The 22658-nt window shown below is 60.4% G+C and carries 9 protein-coding genes; 4 read left to right on the forward strand and 5 right to left on the reverse strand.

Annotation, left to right across the window (positions count from 1 at the left end; all coding sequences use genetic code 11):
• Both VGL38_14120 and VGL38_14125 read right to left on the reverse strand, forming a co-directional pair.
• Nucleotides 1-1976, reverse strand: a 1976-nt coding sequence (locus VGL38_14120; GenBank protein HEY3296562.1) for a hypothetical protein, incomplete at its 3' end; no start/stop codon positions are given.
• 506 nt (nt 1977-2482) lie between these two features.
• A complete protein-coding gene (locus VGL38_14125) occupies nt 2483-6031 on the reverse strand; it encodes a choice-of-anchor J domain-containing protein (GenBank protein HEY3296563.1) in 3549 nt (1182 codons plus the stop codon).
• Nucleotides 6032-6876: 845 nt separating this feature from the next.
• Between VGL38_14125 and VGL38_14130 the strand changes: the two genes are divergently transcribed.
• The 3 genes from VGL38_14130 to VGL38_14140 all read left to right on the forward strand — a co-directional run bounded on the left by VGL38_14130 (nt 6877) and on the right by VGL38_14140 (nt 17470).
• Nucleotides 6877-10359: a S8 family serine peptidase gene (locus VGL38_14130; GenBank protein ID HEY3296564.1), complete on the forward strand. Its 3483-nt coding sequence runs from the start codon at nt 6877-6879 to the stop codon at nt 10357-10359.
• A gap of 80 nt (nt 10360-10439) precedes the next feature.
• Nucleotides 10440-13931: a S8 family serine peptidase gene (locus tag VGL38_14135; protein ID HEY3296565.1), complete on the forward strand. Its 3492-nt coding sequence runs from the start codon at nt 10440-10442 to the stop codon at nt 13929-13931.
• Nucleotides 13932-14017: 86 nt separating this feature from the next.
• Nucleotides 14018-17470, forward strand: coding sequence for a S8 family serine peptidase (locus VGL38_14140; GenBank protein HEY3296566.1), 3453 nt, complete (start codon nt 14018-14020; stop codon nt 17468-17470).
• A gap of 117 nt (nt 17471-17587) precedes the next feature.
• On the opposite strand, the gene VGL38_14145 is transcribed toward VGL38_14140, so the two are convergent.
• The 3 genes from VGL38_14145 to VGL38_14155 form a co-directional block, all read right to left on the reverse strand.
• Complete coding sequence (locus VGL38_14145) at nt 17588-19279, reverse strand: T9SS type A sorting domain-containing protein (protein ID HEY3296567.1); 1692 nt, start codon at nt 19277-19279, stop codon at nt 17588-17590.
• Between the two features lie 30 nt (nt 19280-19309).
• On the reverse strand, nt 19310-20200 hold the full coding sequence (locus tag VGL38_14150; protein ID HEY3296568.1) for an RNA polymerase sigma factor: 891 nt from the start codon (nt 20198-20200) through the stop codon (nt 19310-19312).
• 139 nt (nt 20201-20339) lie between these two features.
• Nucleotides 20340-21560 carry an FAD-dependent oxidoreductase gene (locus VGL38_14155; protein HEY3296569.1) on the reverse strand — a complete coding sequence of 407 codons (1221 nt, stop codon included), beginning with the start codon at nt 21558-21560 and terminating at the stop codon, nt 20340-20342.
• A gap of 187 nt (nt 21561-21747) precedes the next feature.
• On the opposite strand from VGL38_14155, the gene VGL38_14160 reads away from it, so the two are divergent.
• Nucleotides 21748-22569 (forward strand): chemotaxis protein CheW, encoded by an 822-nt coding sequence (locus VGL38_14160; GenBank protein ID HEY3296570.1) that lies wholly within the window; start codon nt 21748-21750, stop codon nt 22567-22569.
• Nucleotides 22570-22658: the final 89 nt, after the last annotated feature.

Genomic DNA, 22658 nt, shown 5'->3' on the forward strand with positions numbered 1-22658 from the left:
TGACCGTCACGCAGCACTTCAAACCGATCGGCATTGGTTTCCGAGGCCGTGGCCCAGCTCAAGCTGATGCTGTTGTCGCCGGCCACACCTTCGAAGGTCCGCAGTTCCACCGGCAACACGAAGTCGAGGTGAATGCACACGGCGCAGCCCGTCGAACCGTCAGCCGGGGCGAGGGTAGCAGAGTACGACGTCGTGGCGGGGTTGTAGATCCATGCGCCAAGCACCCAGGCGGACAGCGGCTGCGACGAATTGTCGTTGCAGCAGCCCGACGTGATGGTCACCACCGGGATGTTCTGCGACACGGACACCGGCACGACAATCTGGGTCACCGTTCCGAAGGCGACATGCGCGCAGGCCGAGACGCTTTGCGGAGCCGGGAAGTTGACGTCATTCGGAGTCAGGGTGACAAACTGATCCGGAACGCACGGACCATAGCACGGCACGCAGTTCACATTGAGGACATAGGGACCGAAGGACGTGTTGTAGCCCCACACCTTGACATAATAAACGCCGGGGTTCATACAGATGGTGCGAATCCCGCTGTCGAAGCCGGCCGGGTTGCCGTTGGAGCCGTTGAAGTCGTCGTTGTAATACAGCGAATCGCAGTTGGGACCATAGAGCGTGACCTTGGAATCGAGGCCCTTGCCCTGCGGCCAGTAACCCGGGGTCGCGTTGGCAAAGACGTTGATCTTCAGCGTGTCGGGCTCGGTGATCACGATCTTGTAAAAGTCCACATCGTTGGCCGCACCCACGTTGCCGCAATAGAACGCGCCGCAGGCAACGGTCGGGACATCCACATTGCACGGGATGTTGTTGACCTGCTCATTGTCGACGTTCGGATAGGGGCACGGAGCGATGACCGTGACGGCGCACGAGGTCGAGTCGTTGCCGGAGGGATTGTCGTGGGGAAGGAACCAGCCGCTGACCGTGTGCGAACCGATCACGAAGCTGGCATTGCCCAACGCGACATCATAGTAGGCGGCGGGGGCGATCGCCGGAATGGCTGCAGATCCGGTTTGGGCGCCGCCATCAATGCTGTAATACCCGGTGCAGGGGACGGAGGTCACCGGACCGTTGTTGGTCACGCGGAAGCTGACCGGAAGCATCTGGTCGCCGATAAAGTTGGCACCGCACGGGGCCAGCAGCGAAACGCCGAGTTCGGGATACTGCGGCACGTTGCGATAGAACACAACCGCGCGTCCGCCGACGATTCCAGCGGTGTTGCAGAGGTATTGCAGACCGTTGGTCAGCGGAGCTTCGATCCCGACGGTGGCCGAAATCGAGGTGTGCGTATACTCGGGCGAATTCCACTGGAGCTTGATCATACCCGACGTCCAGAGAATACATTCGACCGAGGTCAGGCCTGTGCCGGAGTACGGATCGAAAAGATGCCATTCGACAACCGTGTAGTCGCCGAAGTTCTTGTAATAGAGGGCGCCGTTGGTGCAGGTGCCGGGAGCCACGCCCGCCACCTGGAGCATATCATCCCAGTAGACGTAGATGGCGGAGTTGGTGTTGGTGCTGCTGATGCAGGAGTTGGAGTAGGCGGTGTTTGTCGCGTTGAAGGACAGCATACCGTTGGAGCTGGCCCAAGCGGTGGTGTAGTTGGTGCCATAATACGGGAAGGTCATTCCAAGGGAGATAGAGTTGGAAACATCATCTCCGCCCGTCATAACGACGCTGGCAGTAGCATCACTACAGAGTTCGATCCAGGAATACTGCACGGTATCCGCGCCGGTATTGTCTACATAATAGTAATACGCGGGATCCGGACCGCCCGAAGCATCCAGCGAGCCGCTGGAACCATGGGAACCAAAGTACGTGTCCACAAGGGTTTGCTCGGCCTTGGACAGGGTAGCACCGCTTGCCTGACGCTCCATGGCCTGCTTGGCGAGGCCGTAGTCGGATTGTTCTGCGGCAAACGCCATACAGGCGAAGGCCACCAGAACGGCACACACTAACAACAATTTTTTCATGGGTCTCTCCTCGGTTTATGGAATAACAGTGGGGAATCCATAGGACACACGAGGCCCGCGCTTAGTAAGCAGTCTTAATATACTAACCGTAGGTAGGGTTCACAAGACCTTCAAGTAGTCTGATAAAAAAAGGCAAGGCCTCTATGAGGATGTTATCATCCTGTTTCTAACCCATTAAGACTACGATCCCGGGTCAGTAAATATAAGAATAGAGGCACGAAGCGGCAAACTCGCCTCGGTTAGAGGGACTCTTTCTGGAACATGGCACGTCCACACAGCAAAGGGGTTTTTGTGAAAGGTTTCCTACGGCGGATACTTTGATAATATTAGAGTAGGACAAAAAATAAGGGCGACCCGAGGGTCGCCCTTAATTACGTGAAATCCGTCTCTGTGGGAGGTGGAATTCGGGAGGTGCGCGGGTACAGTGGCTTGTACCCTCTCACATCCTTATCCAACGAAGTCTTTCCGCAGAGAGGGACGGGCAGGAGCCCATCCCCAGGGGTAGACTATTTCATCAGAAGCATTTTCTTTTCGGCCACGAAACCGTTGACCGACAGACGGTACAAGTAGATGCCGCTGGACAGGTTCGACGCGTCGAAGCTGACGACGTGGCGGCCCTGATCCATGGCATTGTTCACCAGAGACGCTACTTCCTGACCCATCAGGTTGTAGACCTTCAGGCTGACGAAGCCGCCTTCCACCAGATCCAGCGCGATGCTGGTGGTGGGGTTGAACGGATTCGGGTAGTTCTGGCGAAGAGCATATTCGGTAACCATGCCCGCGCCGTAGGTCGGCGTGGCGCTGACGGAAGCCAGATCATGGCTCGAACCGTCGACCGCGATGGAACGAAGCGTATAGGTGTAGGTGGTGCCGTTAGCCAGGCCGGTATCGGTGAAGCGATAGGTATGACGAACCGGGCTGGTGCCCGCGCCTTCTACCCGTCCGACAACATGATCGTTGCGAACGATATCGAAGCGGCTGTTGCTGGTCTCCGAGGCGGTGGCCCAATTCAGCATGACCGAGGCATCACCTGCCGTTGCGGCGGGTGCTCCATCGAGTTCTACCGGCAGCGCAACGTCGCTGTCGATGGTGAAGGTAATGTTGCCGCAGGCGTTATGGGTCGATGAGTAGACGTCCACCTGAACGTAGTAGGTTCCGGCAGGCATTCCGGCAAAGGTCAGGGTCTCGGGATTGCCCGCGTCACGCGAACCGACGCAGGAGCCCTTGGGATTGGCCGGATCGGTGAACACGTAGATCTGCAGGTCGGCGGTGCCGTTGGCCGACATGGTGATCTGGGCCGCCGATTCGATGGTGTAGCGGAAGATGACGCCCGGGCCAGCTCCCCAGAGGGTACCGAGGCCGCAGCCGCCGCCGTAGATCGAGTCCACAGCCACCGTCGCGCAGCAGGTGTTGACGACTTGCTGGAAGTGGAAGCCGGGGCCGATCACGATGGGATGCTGGAGGTAGTTGGTGACGTCACAGCAGGTGACGGCGAGGCGGTAGCGGGAAGCGTTCTGGCCATCGCCGTGAACCTTCAGCTTGTAATACAGCGTGTTGGCGGTGGGGTTGTTGATGGCCCAGCCGGTGTGCTGATTGGCGCTGATGGTGCCGCAGGTGTCATTCAGAATGTCCACCGCCGAAATGACGGCAGGTGTCGTGACGCAGGCGTCGCCGTCATACAGGGAGACGGTGAGGACCTTCATCGGGGGAACATCAAGGGAGTAGTAGTCCACATCCGAGACGGGGCAGATCGTACCGTACACCGTGGCGTCGCAGGTCAGGACCTGAGCGTCAACGGTCTGGCAGGTATTGTTCGACTCGGTTTCGGTGGGGGTGCCGCACGGCGCGTAGGTGGCGCAGTTGATGTGGCAATTATCGCCGTCGGCGACATCGAGGGTAAACGTGCCGTTCGCGCCGCTCCAGCCGCCGACCATAATATAGTAGGTGACGCCCAGATCGGTGCAGAACGTTGCGCGCGAGCCATTGCCGTTGGGAGAATCGCAGGCGTCATCATCACCCGTGACGCAGGTAAGGCTGCCGCACGTGCCGGTGAAGATCCGGATCTGCGTGTCATAGGACGAGGTGCAGGTCCCGACGGTGACGCGGTGATCGTTGCCGACCATCGTGTACCAGACGTTGGGTGCACTGCTGGATACGATGCAGCTTGGGGCCGTGTCTTCGCTGCCGCCGACCGTGGTGCCGGCCGTCTGGGACGGGATGGCGACGGGGATGGCGTTCGCGCACAGGTCGTTAGCCGGGGGAGGGGGCGGGCAGGCATTGGCCGCACAGGTCAGACCGGCGGTCCAGTTGCCGGCCAGGTAAGTGCATTCGATTTGCTGAAGATCGCCGCAACCGGAGTAGTTGGCGTAGCAGCAACGTCCGGTCTGGCAGGGATCGGTGGCGCAGGTCAAACCTGCCGTCCACGAACCGCCGAGAGCGTTGCAATCCGCTTCAAGGTTGTCCGCACAGGCTCCGTGGTGATTGGCATCGAGGTAGCAGCAGCGGCCGGTAGCCGGGGCAACTTGAATGCACGCATCATCCATGAAGAAGCCGTAGTAAGAATTCGCCGTGCCGGTGATCATGTGGTAGCCGATATTATAGTTGCCACTGGCTACCGGGGTAAACGAGTAGATGACCTGAACCCAGCTCGCCGAGGTGTAGGCGGTGCCGGCGAGAAGCACTTCGGTCATAGCAGGCGCATTCTGTCCGGCGCCGTACTTGATTTCCATGGTCTGCGGATAGGTGGCACTTTCCAGTTTGTACCAGAACTTCAACTGGTAGGCCACGCCGCCGGTCAGGGAGTAAGCGGGGGACCACAGCCAGGCGTCGCGCTGCGTGCTGCTCACATAGTAGGATGTGATCGCATTGGGCGTGGTGTGGTTGGTGGCGGTGGTTCTCCACAGGGGAGCCGTGCCGCCGGTGGCCCAGCAGTCGGGCAGATTCGGGGTAATGATCGCGTCAAAATTCTGGCAGTTCGGAACCTGCGTGGTGCAGTTCAGCACACGAACACTGACACTGGACGTGTCGTTGTTGTGATAGACATCGCCAGCCAGATCGGTCCACACCTTAAGCAGGTAGGTGCCATCGGCGGCGGGCAGAGTTACAGGGGTTGCGAAGGTATGGGTTTCGGTCGCATTGGGAGCAAGCACACCTGTCGGCTCGGAAATGATCGCGCCGCCGGCGAGCTGATAGCTGACCGTGGCCGCTTCGGTTGCCGTGCCCATATTCTGGACAACTGCGGTCACCGGCACGGACGCGGACGGATCATAGCGAACCGTGGAGAGCGGATTGGTGATGCTGGTGGTAGCGAAGTTGTCCGGGACGATGGCGTCAAGCGTGATGTCGTCCAGGGCCAGATAATACTTGTTGGCCGCACTGACGTCATGCCAGCCAATATAGTATGTTCCGGACGCTGCCGGGACGAACGTGTAGGTCACCTGAGCGTAGGTCGCGTTGGTGTAGGTCTGTACTGCCGTGATGACGTTGGTCATACCGGCCACCGTCTGCGACGTACCGTACAGGATCTCGCACATTTCGGGGTTCGAGGAGCTATAAACACGCTCCCAGAACTTCAGGGCATACGTGGTTCCGCCGGTCAGATTCACGGCCGGGCTGATCGCCCAATCGTTGCCCACATTCGTGCTATGATAGGTGTAACGCAGATGGTAGGTGCCACCATGCTGCCAGCCGCTGCTGGTATAGACGGTCCAGGTCTTCAGATCATTATTGACGTCGAACACCTGCCAGCACGCCGGCAACGTGGTGCCATTGCCTTCAAACCCTTCGGGGAAGGGGATCGCACAATTATCAAGAGAACCGGACTTGCCGTGCTGCTGCGCGGCGTTCATTTCACTTTCGACTTTCCGGGCTTCTTCGACGCGCGCGCGTTCCATGGCTGCTGCGTCAACCGGATTAGAGGTCGCCTCTTTCTTTGTCACCTGTTCCGGCGCGTTCTTGTCCGGGCTGGACAGGGGCATCACCGAGGGCTGGGGGCTGGTCAGCGCGAATGTACAGAGCGCGGCCAGTAGAGTCACCAAAACCAAAACCTTTTTCATGCATTCTCCGGCAGTTGATAATGCGAGGTGTTAGACTGTTCTCAGGCAAGAGTAAGTCTTTCAGAACAGACTTAATATACTAAGCATAGCTCAGACACACAAGACTTCAGTCCCTTTTACTCAAACCATATTGAAACAGGCGATTTCGATGATTTGGTTGTTTTTACAGTATTAAGCCGATAGATTGCATCGCCTTTGCGGCGAACTTCCGGGCCCAAGCGGTAGCCGGGAGGCATGGTCGGCAAAATCTGACCGGGCCAAACTTATCCCTTTCCGGCAGGCTGCAAAACGACATGGCATAAATAATGCTATAGGCAGGCGTGACGCCTGCACCCAACGCGGGGCGTTGGATCCCAAGGCCGCCTTCGGCGGGGGGACAGCGCGGAAGACCGCGCGGTCCCGCTTTTCCCGTGCGGCATCCCTCTCCAAGACTAGGTGCCGCGCTCCGCCGTGGCGCGAACCGAGAACCAAGAATCCGGCACGACGGAGCGTGCCGGCTAGTTTTCGTAAGGGGGCCGCGAGGCGCACCAAGAATCCGGCACGACGGAGCGTGCGGTTAGTGGCATGTTTGGGCTGACGCGTGGCATAGGTTGAAGTTGGACGGGCGAGAGCCGCCCATTGAAGCTTCCTCCCTGTTCTGCCCGGCCAGAACCCTGTATTCGGATTACAACTATCATATTTTACAAGACTCAAATGCGGGTTGGAGCCAAAAATTAGGATTTGCAGCAATCTGTGTCTTGGATGTTGAGCTTGGTCTATAAAATTGGTATTATTAAGCATTGGAGCATCAGAAGAACAAGCCGCTTGCAAGGGCTTGTCAATTTAGCCTTTAGAAGGGATTTGCCGTGAAACTGCTTATTGGGATTTGCATCCTTGTTTCCCTTATCGGTGTGGGAGGACTCCTCGCCGCTGAACTGGACCCTGCACTGGAAAACGCTTTGGCGAACGCTGACCCCGGCAAGAGCTTCAGTGTGATCGTCAAACTTCACAATCCGCACGACATTATCGCGCTGGATCAGCAACTGCACGCGCAGAAGGCATCCAAGGCTGACCGGCACCGGATCGTGCTGCATATGCTCCACCTCAATGCCGAAGAGACCCAGGGCCCGGTGTTGACGCGGCTGGAGAAGATGAAGATGCGGGGCCTGGTAGAAGGCTACACGGCTCACTGGATCGAGAATCTGATTGTGGTCGCAGGAAATGCCGAAGCCGTTCAGACTCTGGCGACGGATCCGGCGGTGGAATCCATCGGCTACAACTTCAAGGCGGCGTTGATTGACCCCGTGGCGCGCGGCCCGATTCGCCACCACGTGCCTTTTATGCTGGATAATGAAACCGTGACCACGGGACATCGCGCTACGGGCGCCACCCGTGTCAATCACGAACTGGGGATTACGGGCCGGGGAACGATTATCGCCGGTCTGGATACGGGTGTGGACGGCAGCCATCCCGCACTGCATAATCGCTGGCGCGGCTTGACTCATCCCCATGCCGAGTGCTGGCTGGACCTGCTGGGCACCTCGCCCAACTCGCCGCAGGACGACGGCGGCCATGGCACGCATACGATGGGCACCATGACCGGCCAGGCGGTTACGGGCAACGACACGCTGACGATTGGCGCGGCTCCGGGCGCAGAGTGGATCGCCTGCAACGCGATCAACCAGGGTGTAGGCCGTGCGCTGGATCAGGATATCCTCGATGCCTTCGAATGGTTCGCCGATCCGGACGGCGATTCCACCACTGTGGAAGACATGCCGGACGTGATTCAGAATTCCTGGGGCGTGTTTGCCAATATTGGCAACGACCCGACCTATACCAACTGCTTTGCCAACTGGAACACGGTAATCGTCAACTGCGAAGCGGTGGGCGTGGTGGTGGTGTTCAGCGCGGGCAATGAAGGCCCGGGTGCCGGCAGCATGCGCTCACCGGCCAAGTTCGAGTTCAGCCCCACACAGGTCTTTTCGGTCGGCGCGGCGAACCTGTCTGCGGACAGCATTGCCCCGTACCAGATCGCAGACTTCTCCAGCCGCGGCCCGTCGGGCTGCGCGCCGAATACCAATGCCATGAAGCCGGAAATTGTCGCTCCGGGCCAGCATGTCTATTCTTCGCTGCCAAATAACTCGTACGACTTCATGGACGGCACGTCGATGGCCGGACCGCACATCTCGGGTATTATTGCGCTGATGCGCGAAGCCTGCCCGGATTGCGATCCGCAGACGCTGAAGGAAGCCTTGATCAATACGGCGATCGATCACGGAACCGCCGGAGACGATAATACGTGGGGCCACGGCTTTGTGGACGCCTTTGCCGCCGTGACGGCGGTTTACTCCCTGGGCCGGGTGGACGGCCATGTGACGACCAGCGCCGGGACTCCGGTTCCGGGCGTACTGGTGGAAGCGATGACGACCACCAACCATACCACCACGGATACCGCGGGCTTTTACAATTTGCGCACGACGCAGCCGGGCTATTACACGCTGCGTTTCTACAAGTTCGGCTATGAGACCATTCTGCACGACAGCGTGCTGACCGTGGAAGGCGACACGACCCACCTGAACGTGACCATGAATTCGGTGCCGACGGGAGTTCTGGCCGGACGCGTTACCTTGCAGGGCGGCGCTCCGGTGGCCAACGCCCGCGTGCAGTTCCCCGGAACGCCGCTGGTTCCGGTGATCACGGACACGACCGGACGCTTTGTGCAGGTGCTGCCGGCGACGGGCTACGCCGTGCATATCGAGTTCGTGCTGAATATCAATCCGCCGCGCGGCATTACGATTGACACCACGGTTACCATCACCGCGGGCGATACGACCCATGTGACCTTCCCGGCTTATGTGGATCTTGTGGAGCCCAGCCCGGCGGACGCCTACGGCTACCGGGTGTATGACCGCTATGACCGCGATCTGCCCTGTCCGTACGACTGGGTGAATCTGGATCCGGCGCAGAACGGCGGCGGCACGGCCTTCTCCTATCCCGGCCAGGATGCCGCCAACTTCTTCCGCGCTCCGTTCCCCATTTCCTTCTACAACCAACTCTCGGACACCCTGACGGTGAACTGCAACGGCTGGATGCTGCCGGGTGTGCATAACGAAGCCGGGCGTGTCGCCACGCGCATTCCGTTGGACTCGGCGGGTGATCCTCCCGGAATCATCGCGCCCTTCTGGAATGACGTGCGGCCGGTTAGCGCGGCGCGGCAGTATGTGCGCAATGACTCGGCCAATGGCCGCTGGATCTTCCAGTTTGTTGCCCAGCAGTTGTCCTGGCCGACCGGCTACGTGCACAACTGGGAAGTGCATTATCTCGATCCGGCCTATTACCCGACCGCCACCGGCGACTGTGATATCCTGTTCCTGTACGGCCCGATGGGCTGGCTTTCGGCCTGCACCATCGGCATCGAGAATCCGCTCGAGACGACGGGTATTCAGGTGATGCAGGACAGCACGGTTCAGACCTGGGGCTGGCCGATTGCCAGTGGCGCGGCGATGCGTTTCACGACCGGTCGGGCCACGCAGGTGGGCCATGCGGGCATCACGCTGTCCTTGTATCCGCCTCCGGCCAACGGCACGCCGCTGGCGGTTCACATCGGCGGACGTCTGATCAGTTCGACGTACGGTGCAACACTGGGCGCCGACTCGGTTCCGGCGGCACCGGTCAGCGGTGTGCTGCGGATGGCCGGCTACGAAGCCGGACGCGCGGACCATGCGGTGGTTCCGCCCAACGGCAATGTCAACGTGGCGATGGAAGCCTGGCGGCTCGATCCGCCGCGGTCGGTTTCCGGCTCGCAGAACAACGGCGTGGTGGTGTTGAACTGGACGCGTCCGCAGTCGGTGGAATTCCATGCCAATCCGGCGCTGCGCTATGCCGTGTACCGCGACGGTGTGCTGCGCAACGGCGCGCTGGCGGACACCTTCTTCACCGATCAGGTGCTGCCGAACGACAGCACGGTACATTATGTGGTTGAAGCCGTGTATCGCTATGGCAAGGCCGCCGCGGCCCCCTACGCGGTGACGATTGACCTGGCGGTAGCGCAGGGCGAAAGCGTATTGCCGACCGAATACAAGCTGTTCCCCAACTATCCCAATCCCTTCAACCCGGAAACCCGGATCCGGCTAGACATTCCGGCCACGGCGTTCGGACGGCTGGAGGTGTACGATTTGCAGGGACGGCTGGTGAAGACGCTCTACAGCGGGACGCTGAGTGCAGGACGCTACCAGTATGCCTGGGCCAGCGATGACCAGAGCGGACGGCACGTGGCCAGCGGCCTCTACTTCTGCCGCTTCTCTTCTGCCCACTACACCGCCACCCAGAAAATGATGCTCGTCAAATAGACCCGACTTCACGGGCTGCCCGGAAGCGGGCAGCCCGTGATCCTTTAATAGATACCCTATCAGGAAGAATTGGAGCTGCTGTGAAACTGCTCTTTGGGATTTGCATCCTTGTTACGCTTTTGGGTGTGGGAGTTCTGCACGCTGCGGAACTGGAACCCGCCCTCGAAAATAATCTGCTCAGGGCCGACGCCACGCAGACCTTCAGTGTGATTGTCAAACTTTACAATCCGCGCAACATTCAGGCGCTGGACCAGGAGCTGCATGCCCGGCATGCGACTCTGGCCGACCGCCACCGGATTGTCATCCACGCGCTGCACCAGAACGCCGCCGCGACCCAAGGGCCGGTCGTCGCCCGCCTGGAAGCCATGAAGGCTCAAGGGCTGGTGGAAGGCTACACGGCTTACTGGATCGAGAATTTGATCGTGGTCTCCGGCAAAGCAGAGGCGATGCAGGCGCTGGCGACGGATCCGGCGGTGGAATCGGTCGGCTACAACTTTAAGGCCGCGCTGATCGACCCGGTAGCACGCGGACCGATCCGCCAGCAACGGGGCGAGCAGCTTGACAACGACGCCGTGACGGTTGGCCAGCGCGCCACCGGCGCGCAGCGGGTGAACCGTGAACTGGGCATTACCGGACGCGGCAGACTGATTGCCGGTCTGGATACGGGTGTGGACGGCACTCATCCCGCGCTGCATGACCGCTGGCGCGGCTTGACCCATCCCCATGCCGAGTGCTGGCTGGATGTGCTGGGCACGGGCACGCAGACGCCGAACGACGGCGGCGGGCACGGCACGCACACGATGGGCACGATGACCGGACGCGCGTTTCTGCCCAATGGGGATACCCTGACCATCGGCGCGGCTCCGGACGCGGAGTGGATCGCCTGCAACGCGATCAATCAGGGCGTCGGTTCTCCGTTCACGCAGGACGTTCTGGATGCGTTTCAGTGGCTGGCGGACCCGGATGGCGACTCCACGACGGTCGCCGACTCGCCCGACGTGGTGCACAACTCCTGGGGCGTGACGACCTCGATGCCGGGGTACGGCGCCTGTTTCAACAACTGGAACACGGCAATTTTGAACTGCGAAGCCGCGGGGACGGTGGTCACGTGGAGCGCGGGCAATGAAGGCCCAAGCGCGCAGACGCTGCGGTCGCCGGCGACCTTCGAACTCTCGCCCACCGACATGTTCTCGATTGGCGCGGTGGATCTGTCCGCGGACAGCACGCCGCCGTATCCCATCGCAGGTTTTTCCAGCCGCGGCCCGTCGGGCTGCGCGCCGAATACCAATGCCATCAAGCCGGAAGTCGTCGCTCCCGGCGTGCATGTGATTTCGTCCGTTCCGGGCACAGGCTATCAGTACATGGACGGCACCTCGATGGCCGGTCCGCACGTGGCGGGAATTGTGGCGCTGATGCGCGAAGCCTGTCCCAACTGCGACCCGCAGACCATCAAGGAAGCCCTGATCAATACGGCCAACGACAGCGGCTATGTGCCGGCGGGTGAGAACAACACCTTCGGTCACGGCATGGTGGACGCCTACGCGGCGGTGGTTTCGATTTCGTCGCTGGGCCGCGTGGACGGCTATGTGACGCTGGCCAACGGCAATCCTCTGGCGGGTGTGCAGGTGCAGGCGACGGGGCAGCCCGGCACGACGCTGACCAACACGGCGGGTTACTACAACCTCGTGGTGGTGCAGGAAGGCACCTACAGTGTCAACTACACCAAGTTCGGCTATCAGACGATCACGCAGAACAACGTGCAGATCGTGGCGGGCGACACGGTTCACCTGAGCCAGACGATGGCTCCCACTCCTTCGGGAGTGCTGTTGGGGACCGTGGTGCTGCAGAGCGGCGTTCCCGTGCAGTTCGCGCGCGTCAATTTCCCCGGCACTCCGCTGGATACGCTGACGACCGATGCCGCCGGACAGTTCGTACAGATCCTGCCGGCCAATCCGTACAATGTGCACATCACGTTTACGATCAACCTCACTCCGCCGCGCACCGTCAACGCGGATACGGTGGTTACGGTGACCGCGGGGGACACGACCCACGCTTCGCTGATCATCAGCGTGGACATCGTGGAGCCCAGCCCAGCGGACGCCTACGGCTACCGGGTGTATGACCGCTATGACCGCGATCTGCCCTGTCCGTACGACTGGTTCGAACTGGATCCGGGGCTGGAAGGTCCGGGCGTGGAATTCACGTATTCCAATGCCGACTCCGGCACGTTCCTTCCCGCGCCGTTCCCGCTCTCCTTCTATGGGCAGAGTTCGGATACCTTGACGGTGAACTGCAACGGCTGGATGCTGCCGGGTGTGCATCATGAAGCAGGCAACCAGGACTTTACCATTCCCTATTCCAGTTCCGCGCCCAACGCGCCCGCGGGAATTATCGCGCCGTTCTGGAACGACCTGCGCAACGGCAACGGCAATTTGCAGTACAGCTACTATGACACGGCCAGCGGCCGCTGGGTGCTGCAGTTCAACAATCAGAAGCTGTCCACTCCGAGCAACCCGCTGCACAACTGGCAGGTGCAACTGCTCGATCCGGTGTACCGTCCGACGGCCACCGGCGACTGCGACATCCTGTTCCTGTACGGCGTGATGCAGTTGAACTATCCGTTCAGCAGCACCATCGGCATCGAGAATCCCTCGCGGAGCACCGGCATTCAGGTGATCCACAACACGACGCTCAGTTCGTGGTCCTGGCCGATTGAAACCGGCGCGGCGCTGCGCTTCACCACGGGACGCGCCACTCAGCGCGGCCAGGCAACCGTTACTCCGCAGTTGAATCCGCCGCCGTCCGACGGCACGGCCCTGCGGCTGGTGATCGGCGGACGCACGGTGAACACGACCTATCCCACAGCCTTCGTGGCCGATTCGGTGCCGGCGGCCCCGGTGAGCGGTCTGCTGTTTATCGACGGCTACGAGCAGGCGCGTTTCGATCATCACGTGATTCTTCCCAACCAGATGAACACGATGACGGTCGACGCGTGGCGCCTCGACCCACCGTCCAACGTTTCCGCTACGCAGGCCGGCCACGCCGTAACGCTGCGCTGGAACTCGCCGCAGTCGGTGCAGTTCCGGGCGCTGCCGTCGCTGCGCTACAATGTTTACCGCAACGATACGCTGATGGCATCGGCCATGACCGACAGCATGTTCGTCGACGAGCCGTTCCCCGACAGCACCGTGATTGCCTATAAGGTGGAAGCGGTCTATCGTTATGGCCGGGCTCATGCGCCGCTGGAGGTGACGATTGGTCTTTCGGCGAAGCTGCCGCTCGGCACTCTGCCGACGGTCTATCAGCTCTACCCCAACTATCCGAATCCTTTCAACCCGGACACCCGCATCCGTCTCGACGTTCCTGCAACGACCGAAGGCCGGCTGGAGGTGTACGATCTGCAAGGGCGGCTGGTGCGGACGCTGTACAGCGGACTGCTGACGGCAGGGCACTACGAGTACAGTTGGAACAGCCACGACGACGTGGGGCAACAGGTGGCCAGCGGCTTGTATTTCTGCCGCTTCGCGTCACCGCACTTCACCGCCACGCAGAAGATGATGCTGGTGAAATAAGCAAAACATTCGACAAGAGGCTGCCCGAGGGTCGGGCAGCCTCTTCTACATTTGCAGACTCATAACTTGACCGGAAGGGAGCTGCCGTGAAACTGTCCATGGTGTCGTGCATCCTGTTCTCCCTTTTCTGTGTGGGGGCGCTGCTCGCCGCAGAGCTGGAACCTGCATTGGAAAGCGCGTTGACGACGGCGGGAGCGAATCAGAGCTTCAACGTAATCGTCAAACTTCACTCGCCCCGCGACCTGCGGGCTCTTGACCGGGACCTGCATCTGCGGAAGGCTCCGCTGGCCGAGCGGCATCGGCTGGTCATCCAGGCCTTGAAGGCCAATGCCGCCGAAACACAGCCACCCGTGCGGGCGCGTCTGGACCGGATGAAAGCCGCAGGCGAGATCGGAAACTATCGAGCCTTTTGGATCGAGAACCTGATCACCTTCTCCTGTGGGGCGAAGGCAATTTTGGAGCTGGCGACCGACCCGGCGGTGGAATCCATCGGCTTCGATTACCGGACCGAATTGATTGAACCGGTGGTGCGGGGGCCGCTGCGCCAGCATTTCTTCGGCACTCTGGATAACGAGGCGATTCCGGTCGGGCAGCGAGCCACCGGGGCGACACGGGTAAACCGCGAACTGGGGATCACCGGACACGGACGGCTGGTGGCCGGACTGGACACCGGTGTGGACGGTCTGCATCCTGCCTTGGCCAGCCGCTGGCGCGGCAACGACGCACCGCACGACCAGTGCTTCCGGGACATTCAGGGGCAGCAGGATACCCCGTACGACACCTGGGGGCACGGCACCCATACGATGGGCACGATGTGCGGGCGGGAAATCCGCACCAATGGCGACACGATTACCGTGGGCGCGGCTCCCGACGCCAAGTGGATTGCCTGCAACGCCATCGACAACGGCGGCGATATGACGCAGGAAGTGCTCGACGCGTTTGAGTGGTTTGCCGATCCGGACGGCAATGCGAATACCATCGACGACGTCCCCGACGTGATCCACAATTCGTGGGGACTTCCCGACGGCAGTTGCTTTTCCAACTGGAACACGGCGATTCTGAATTGTGAAGCGGCGGGGCCGGTGGTGACGTGGAGCGCGGGCAATGAAGGCCCGTCCGCCAATTCGCTGCGTCCGCCGGCGCGCTTTGCGCTGAGTGCCACCGAGATGTTCTCGATTGGCGCGGTGGATCTGTCATCCGACAGCGTGGCCCCCTATCCGATTGCCGATTTTTCGAGCCGCGGTCCTTCGGGCTGCGCCCCGAATGCGGCGGCGATCAAACCGGAAATCGTAGCGCCGGGCGTAGACGTCTACTCCAGTTATCCGAATAACAGCTATACGACGATGAGCGGCACGTCGATGGCCGGGCCGCACGTGGCGGGAATTGTGGCGCTGATGCGCGAAGCCTGTCCCAACTGCGACGTGCTGACCATCAAAGAAGCCCTGATGAACACCGCAATCGACGCCGACTATGGTCCGCAGGGCGATGACAACACGTTCGGCATGGGCATGGTGGATGCCTATGCGGCGGTGGTGTCGGTGTCGGCGCTGGGACGCGTGGACGGCACGATTACGCTGGCGAACGGCGATCCGCTGCCGGGCGTGCGGGTGCAGGCGGTGGGGCAACCCGGGTTTACATTGAGCAATGCGGCGGGATATTATAATCTTGTCGTGGTGGAAGAGGGCAGCTACACCGTCAACTACACCAAGTTCGGCTACCAGACGCAGATTCAGCAGAACGTGCAGATTGTCGCCCAAGATACGGTACACATCAGTCTGACCATGCCGCCGACACCGTCCGGGATTCTGGCGGGCACGGTGATTACGCAGAGCGGTTTTCCTGTGGCGGGGGCGCGGGTGAGTTTTACCGGAACGCCGCTCGATACCTTGCTGAACAATGCGAGCGGCCAGTTCGTGCAGTCGCTGCCGATCAATCCATATTCGGTGCATATCCGCTATTCGGTGGCCACGGTTCCACCGCGGATTTACGACGCCGATACCACGGTGACGGTGACCGCCGCGGATACGACGCATGTGATTTTGACACTTCCGATTGCGATGTGCGAGCCCAGCCCGGCGGATGCCTACGGCTACCGGGTGTATGACCGCTTTGACCGCGCTCTGCCCTGTCCCTATGACTGGGTGGACATAAGGCCCTCGGGTGGCGGTCACGGCACCGCGTTCACGTATCCGCATGCTGATTCGGCGGCCTTCTTTGCCGCGCCGTTTCCGATGATCTTTTATGGCTGGCTGACGGACAGTCTGACGGTCAACTGCAACGGCTGGATGCTGCCGGGAATTCACCGGGAGACGGGCCGGATCAACACGCGCATTCCGTCCGATTCCGCCGGCGATCCTCCGGGAATCATTGCACCGCTGTGGGGTGATTTCGACCGGGGATTTGGGGAAAGCCAGTACAGCTACTTCGACAGTGCGGGTGGCCGCTGGATTTTTGAATTTGTCAGCCAGCGCCTGCTGCCCAACCATCTGGTGAATACGTGGGAAGTGCAGTTGCTCGATCCGGCATTCTATCCCACAGCCACGGGCGACTGCGAGATGCGCTTCCTGTATGGCTCATTAAGCGGTTCGGGATCATGCACCGTCGGACTGGAAAACCCCGCCGAGAACACCGGGGTTCAGGTGCAGCGCACGGTGCTGAGCGACTGGTCGTGGCCGGTGCAGGATCAGGCGGCCCTGCGAGTCACCACGGGGCACGTTACAGAGTACGGCCAGGTGACGCTGATTCTATCGCTGAATCCGCCGCCGGCGGAAGGCACGACGCGCACCGTGCGGTTTGCGGGACGCCTGATGAGTGCCTCCGGCACGCAACCGCTGGTGATCGATTCGGTGCCCGCGGCGCCGTCGAGTGGAGTCTTGCAGATGGCGGGCTATGAGCGGGCGCGGGTGGATCAGGTGGAGATCGACGCGGGAATCATGAACACCGTGTTCATGGATGCCTGGCGGCTGGATCCGGCGCGCGAACTGTCCGCCGGACAGAACATGGGCGCGGTCACGCTAAGCTGGCGGCGGCCCGAGTGTCAGGACTATGCATTCAATCCGGGCATCCTGTATTCCGTTTACCGCAATGACACGCTGATTGCCAAGCAGTTGGCCGATACGGTTTTCACCGACCAGCCGCTGCCCAATGGCCGAACCGTTACGTACAAAGTCGGTGTGCACTATACGGGCGCGCAGGTGATGTCCGCGCCGCTGGTGGTGACGATTGACCTGGCGGTGGCGCAGGGCGAAAGCGTGCTGCCGACCGAATACAAGCTGTTCCCCAACTATCCGAATCCTTTCAATCCGGAAACCCGGATCCGGCTGGACATTCCGGCCACGGCGTTCGGACGGCTGGAGGTGTATGATTTGCAGGGACGGCTGGTGAAGACGCTCTACAGCGGGACGCTGAGTGCAGGACGCTACCAATATGCCTGGGCCAGCGATGACCAGAGCGGACGGCACGTGGCCAGCGGCCTCTACTTCTGCCGCTTCTCTTCTGCCCACTACACCGCCACCCAGAAAATGATGCTCGTGAAGTAAAGCAGAGAGCAGAAAACGAAAAGCAAAAAGGCACGGAGCGCATCCGTGCCTTTTTGGTGTAGCGGGAAAACGCGCGGGGTAAGGACACCCCGCGCGGCGGTGCGTTAGATGAGATTCTTACTTCAGCAGCAGCATTTTCTTTGTGTCGGAAAAGCTTTTCGTGCTGAACCGGCAGAAATAGAGGCCGCTGGGCTGCGAGGTGGCATCCCAGATGACGGCATGGCCACCGGCAACCGTATCTTCATTCAAGAGCGTGGCGACGTGGTGGCCGAGGAGATCGAAGATTTCCAAACGGACGTGCGCAGCCCGGGGCAGATCAAAGCGGATTTGCGTGGCCGGATTGAAGGGATTGGGATAGTTTTGCAAAAGGCGAAAGACGGACGGCAGCGGCGAATTCCCGGCGGGTGAGATTCCTTCGGATGCTTGACCCATCAGGGCAATGCGGGCCGGGTTGGAGGAGGAATCATTGGTGAAGATCAGCAGGGTGTCGCTCAGGGAAACATTTTGTGTCGGCGACCAGACCAGTCGCGCGGTGTCCTGGGCGTAGGGCGCAAGGTGAGTGGGTATCGAGACCAGCGTCACAGCGCCGCCGGAAGGACCCACAATTCGCGCGCTGTCGATGCGCACGCCGCCGGTGCTCGGATCGGCGAGAATCAGGTTGCGTGGCGCGGGAGTGCCCGGATTGGCAAACCCAAAATCCACGCTGTTGGGCGAGTGCCGCAGCAAGGGCACGGAGAACGGCACCAGCGGGGTTGCGCCGGGACCGCCGTACGCTCCCATGTCATTGCGCGAGCCGTCGGGATCATTGTAGATGGCGCTGGAATCCCCGGCATTGATGCACGGCGAGCCTGCCGCAAGCAGCAGATTGGTGTCGGCGAATGCCGGATAGACCGCAATATTGCCGTTGCCCGCAAGGCCACCCTGCACATCATTGTAGGTGGTGGCACCAAACGAGTTGGTGCGGGAAATCTGCGGCCCGGTGGTGCGCGCGGTATTGGCCCAGATAATATTGTTGATCAGATTCACCGACGTCGAGGAGATCAGCACTCCGCCGCCGTTGAGTGTGGTGCTGTTGCCGACAATGGAGTTGTTCTCGACGGTGCTGGCCGGAAAGGCGCTGCCGTACATCCACACACCGCCTCCGCCGAAGTCCTGGCCCCCGCTGTTTTGGCAGACCACATTATTGCGCAGGATGGCGCTGGCGAGGTTGATGACAATTCCGCCGCCGTAATAGCGGCCTGTATTGCGGGCGACCACATTGTTCAGAAGCTGCGGATGGCCGAACCCGCAACGGATGCCGCCGCCGCCCGCACTGGTCACCCCGGCGGGGACCCGCGAGGCATCATTGCCCACGATGTAGTTGTGCGCAATGATAGGCGAGGTGCCGTCGGTCATCACGCCGCCGGCCTCGACGTATACCAGATGACTCTGCTGATCGGCCAGCGGAGTTCCGGTGCCACCGGTAATGGTGAAGCCGATCAGCGCCGTGGTGGAATCTTCTCCCGACACGATGCGCACCACGGTTCCGGTGTCGGCATTGGCCGGCTGGCTGCCGTTAATGATGGTGGCGGTAATGGCGGCAGGGTTATGCGTCAGCAGGTACTCGCTGGCCAGCACAATGCTGTGGCCGCGAAAACTGATATTCTCATAGTAGGTGCCTGCTGCCACCAGCACGGTATCGTGCAGCGCACTGGCGTCGATGGCCGCCTGAATGGTGGCAAAATCGGCGGGAACATGATGCGTCGCCGCACCGGCAAGGCCTGCGCACCACAGCGCGGCCAAGAGAAAAAAGGCATATCTGCACCGCATAACGACCTCATAAATAGGATAGGGTATTCTTCAGAAGGGGCGTTCTCTCAGATTGAAGATTTCCTTAAACTGCGGGCTGTCCAGCAGAGTGCGAAGCTGTCCGGCAAAAGCCGGACCCGTGTAGAACGGCTGTCCGGCGAACAACTCTTCGCAGCGCAGGTCAAACCAGCTCCCCGCCGCCTGCACCTTGCTTTCCACCGCCTGTTCAATGCGCTGGTAATAGTTGGCGTTGTACACCAGGCTGTGCGGGTTGACCACTCCGCGGTCGATCAATGCCTTGGTCTTCTTGGTGCAGCGGCAGGGGTTGGCCGGATTGACCAACCCGCACTTCTGCTCCATAAAGCTGTGCAGGTCCTGCCGGGCGCGGGAGAGTTTCTGCCGGAAGTTGGCCTTGCTGATGCCGAGGATTTCGCTGCCCAAGGCATCGGTTACGCCCATCAACGCGCCGAGAATAAAGATCAGCCGTTGCAGTGGATCGAGACACAGCAGCATGCCCATCATGCATTCGTAGCGTGTCTCATGCTCGACGATAGCCGCATCCACCGGGAGTGAACTCTGATCGGGGAAATCCAGATCGGGAGTCTCGTCGAGAATCCGGGCGTAGTCGGTGAAGGTCAGAGTTTTGTGTTCCTTGCGCTGGATCTGCAGCACATGGTTCGCCACAATCCGGTACAGCCATGTGCGGAAGCTGCTTTCCTTGCGGAAAGTCGACAGCCGCAGCAGGATTTTCAGCATCACTTCCTGACTGACATCCTGCGCGTCCTGCGGGTTGTACACCATGCGCACCGCGATATTGTAGATCCACGGCCGGTGACGTTCCAACAGCCTCTCCAAAGAGGCGCGGTCACCCTGCACCGCGGCGTCCACCAGAGCCTCATCTAACTTATCTTCAGCGCTATTTTGTGCAAACGGATTTCCCAAGCGATCTCCTATTCCTTCTCTCTTAGACGCGCCAGATTACGGAGTGTGACAAAAGAAAATCAAAAATTAGAAACTATAAACTAAAAAGAAGATCCGGGTGTGCGACAGGTCTTCTTTTTAGTTTCCCATTTTTCGTTTTTCATTTTTCCGCAAACTCTTCGGGTGTGGCGTCGGGGGCGAAGACCCGGTCGATCTTGCCTTCAATGCGGGCGTTGCCCACAATCAGCTTGCGCACGCGACGGTCGCCTTCCCGGTTGCCCAGCAGGAAGGCTCCTTCGAGGATGCCCTCCCGGGTTACCAACGCCCGGTAGGCGCCGGGTGCGGACAACTCATGGATGATGCGACCCGGCTCATGGCGATCATCCCAGGCGCCGATCATGGCAAAGGGCTGGTCGAAAAGCAGATCCAGATTGTAGACGGCATCATCCCGCCATGTTCCTTCGCCGCCCAGCATGTTGGCGGCCGCCGTGCGAGCCTGTGATTGTGCGACGTTCCACGTATGACAGGAGACCAGCCGTCCGCCGGTGGTTCTCACTACGGCAGCATCACCCGCCGCCCAGACGTGGGGGGCAGATGCTCCGAGCTTTTCATTGACAATAAGCCGTCCGGCGGTGAGCAGGCCGCTGTCCAGCAGAAAGTCGGTGTCGGGCTGGGTGCCGACGCACAGGGCCGCAAGATCGACATCCAGAGTATGCCCCTGCCTGGTCTGCACCCGGCGGAGGATTCCCGCTTGCCCCTCGAAGCTTTGCACTTGATCTTGGAAATGCACCTTGACTCCCGCCTTGCGCAAGGCCTCCAGCACCAGTGCTCCGCCCTTTTCATCGACCATCGGTGAGCCGACGAAGCCACCGCGCACCAGCATGGTAATGTCCCAGCCGAATTCCACTGCGGCATGCGCCATTTCCAGCCCCAAAATTCCACCGCCGACAATCACGACCCGCTTGGCGCGTTCGCGCTCGGCGTGAATGGCCTTGGCATCTTCGAGGGTGTGGTAGTGGAACACACCGGGCAGTTCGCGGCCCGGGACCGCCAGCTTGCGGGGGGACGTTCCGGCAGCAATCAGCAAGCGGTCGTAGGACAGAATCTGTCCTGAGCCCGTAGTCACTTCCTGCCGCAACGGGTCGACCTTTACAGCACGGTGCGGAATAATGGTCACCCGTTTCTCATCCCAGAACTCGGGAGGGCGAGGCATGAGCTGTTCGGGCGGCTTTCCGGCAAAGATCCCTTCAAGGTCCAACCGGAGGTAGAAGGGTGTGGCTTCGCCATTTAAAACAGTAATTTCCGCTTCGCCGTCATTGCGGCGGAGATACTCGGCGGCGTTGGCCCCTGCGGCGCCGAAGCCGATAATCAAATGCTTCATAAGAGGGTATGTTTAGTGCGCTGACGTTAGACCTGTATGTGGCACGGTCGGCATGATATTCGCGTTAGCTGGTAGAATCAATTGGCAAATGCTATCGCTTGCGCCTTTTCTGCGTTGACTTTGGCCGGCGGATGGCCCCATCCCGGCCTTATCGTAATCCTGACCTACATCATCCGAGGAGTCTTCCATGGCCAGTGAGTCTCAGTGGGTAACCTTCCGCGTCGGCGGCGAAGTCTTCGGCTTCGAAATTCAGTACGTCAAAGAAATGCTGCGGATGCCCGATGTACACGCGGTTCCCCATGCGGCGGACGACAATCTGGGAGTCATTCTGCTGAGATCCGAGGTCATACCGGTTTTTGACCTGCGCCGCAAGTTCGGCCATCCTTCACGGGAGCAGGCGGCGGCAGGATTGATCGAATTGTTGCGCGCGCGCCAGCAGGATCACGAGAACTGGCTGCGGGAATTGGAATCCAGCGTGAAGGAGGAGCGTGAGTTCTCGCTGGCCACCGATCCGCACAAATGCAAGTTCGGAATGTGGTACGACCAGTATCAGTCAGAGGACGCTGCGTTGGCGCGAATTCTCAAACGGTTTGAAGAGCCTCACCAGCGGATCCACTTGCTTGGCGCACAGGTGAAGGAGAATCAGGCGAAGGGGGACTATGGAAATGCGGCGGTGCTGATTCAGCGCGCCCGGGAGCTTGTCCTGACCGGCCTGTGCCATCTGTTTGACGAAGCGATCAAGCATTTGGAGGAGAGTGCCCGGGCAGGTCTAGTGCTGGTGGGCACGCATTCCTGCACTCTGGGTGTGGCGGTGGATGAGATCCATGCCGTGATGCGTTGTGCCGACGACGAGATTCAGCCGCCCGATTCCATTCCGGGCAGCGAGAATTTCGGCGGTCTGATCGGGTTACTGCCGATCAAAGGCTCGCACAAATTCGTGATGCTGCTTGACCCCGCGCAACTCTATCCGCAACTGATCGCTCCCCACAAGGAAATGGTTACCCCATAACATCGAAGCCCCATGGACAATGTTTCGAGAGCGCATCATCGTGCGCTCTTTTTTTGTGCCTTAAATAATCGCTATTGGGATAGGATTAA

The sequence above is a fragment of the bacterium genome (assembly GCA_036504735.1).
GTDB lineage: Bacteria > Electryoneota > RPQS01 > RPQS01 > RPQS01 > DASXUQ01.

Coding starts and splice junctions, on each gene's coding strand:
- VGL38_14125 (HEY3296563.1), bottom strand. CDS start 6,031: ATGAAAAAGGTTTTGGTTTTGGTGACTCTACTGGCCGCGCTCTGTACA.
- VGL38_14145 (HEY3296567.1), bottom strand. CDS start 19,279: ATGCGGTGCAGATATGCCTTTTTTCTCTTGGCCGCGCTGTGGTGCGCA.
- VGL38_14155 (HEY3296569.1), bottom strand. CDS start 21,560: ATGAAGCATTTGATTATCGGCTTCGGCGCCGCAGGGGCCAACGCCGCC.
- VGL38_14160 (HEY3296570.1), top strand. CDS start 21,748: ATGGCCAGTGAGTCTCAGTGGGTAACCTTCCGCGTCGGCGGCGAAGTC.